This window comes from Vibrio sp. Vb0888 (assembly GCF_033338835.1).
GTDB classification, from domain to species: domain Bacteria; phylum Pseudomonadota; class Gammaproteobacteria; order Enterobacterales; family Vibrionaceae; genus Vibrio; species Vibrio alginolyticus.
This window is the reverse complement of record NZ_JAWOTL010000116.1, coordinates 1-1447: the sequence shown is the minus strand read 5'-3', so window position 1 is coordinate 1447 and position 1447 is coordinate 1. Positions and strand designations below refer to the sequence as shown.

General features: G+C 49.3%; 1 protein-coding gene. It reads left to right on the top strand.

All coding sequences use genetic code 11. From position 1 onward, the window contains the following. Positions 1-1447, top strand: a 1447-nt coding sequence (hscA, locus tag R7P72_RS24280; RefSeq protein WP_318110866.1) for a Fe-S protein assembly chaperone HscA, incomplete at both ends; no start/stop codon positions are given.

Below are 1447 nucleotides of genomic sequence, written 5' to 3'. Positions count from 1 at the left end.
GTGGTTGGTTACGATGCGAAAGCCAAAGCAGAGTTTGAACCTGAGAACACCATTATCTCAGTGAAACGCTTGATTGGCCGCTCGCTAAAAGACATTCAATCCCGCTACCCTTCATTACCTTACCGTTTTAAAGAGAGTGATAATGGCTTACCAGTACTGCAAACTGCTCAAGGGGATAAAAACCCGATTGAAGTTTCTGCAGATATTCTAAAAGCGCTAGGTAAACGCGCAGAAGAAACTCTAGGTGGAGAGCTTGCGGGCGTGGTAATTACCGTTCCTGCGTACTTCGATGACGCGCAACGCGCGGGCACGAAAGATGCGGCTAAGCTAGCGGGTTTACATGTACTGCGTCTTCTCAATGAGCCAACCGCAGCGGCGATTGCCTACGGTCTGGATTCAGGTCAAGAGGGCGTGATTGCCGTTTACGATTTAGGTGGCGGTACGTTCGATATCTCTATCCTACGTTTATCGAAAGGCGTATTTGAAGTATTAGCAACAGGCGGTGACTCTGCACTAGGCGGTGATGATTTTGACCATCTATTAGCGGATTACCTAATGGAGCAAGCTGGCCTAGAAGCGCCGCTTTCTGCTGAGAAAAACCGTGCATTACTGAACATTGCAACGGCGACCAAAATTGCTTTCTCTGAGCAAGACAGCGTGGAAGTTGACGTGTTTGGCTGGAAAGGCACTGTAACACGCGAGCAGTTCGAAGACCTGATTCGCCCACTCGTGAAGAAAACTCTGATGTCTTGTCGTCGTGCACTGAAAGATGCTGACGTAGAAGCGGAGGAAGTACTTGAAGTGGTGATGGTTGGTGGCTCAACTCGTACCTTGCTTGTCCGTGAAATGGTAGGTGAATTCTTTGGTCGCACACCACTCACTAGCATCAACCCTGATGAAGTGGTGGCTATTGGTGCGGGTATCCAAGCAGATATTCTTGCTGGTAACAAGCCTGACTCTGAAATGCTGCTGCTTGACGTGCTTCCATTATCATTGGGTATTGAAACAATGGGTGGGTTGGTTGAGAAAATCATTCCGCGCAACACCACGATTCCTGTTGCTCGCGCGCAAGAGTTTACCACCTTCAAAGATGGTCAAACGGCGATGAGCGTGCACGTTGTGCAAGGTGAGCGCGAGCTGGTGGATGATTGTCGTTCACTTGCGCGTTTCTCACTCAAAGGTATTCCTCCTATGGCGGCAGGTGCTGCGCACATCCGAGTGACGTACCAAGTTGATGCTGACGGTTTACTATCTGTGACTGCAATGGAAAAGAGCACTGGTGTTCAGTCCGAAATTCAAGTGAAACCTTCTTACGGTTTAAGCGATAACGAAGTTGCGAACATGCTGCGTGATTCGATGACTCACGCCAAAGAAGACATGCAAGCTCGTGCGTTAGCTGAACAACGCGTTGAAGCCGACCGGGTGATTGAAGGTTTGATCGCTGCAA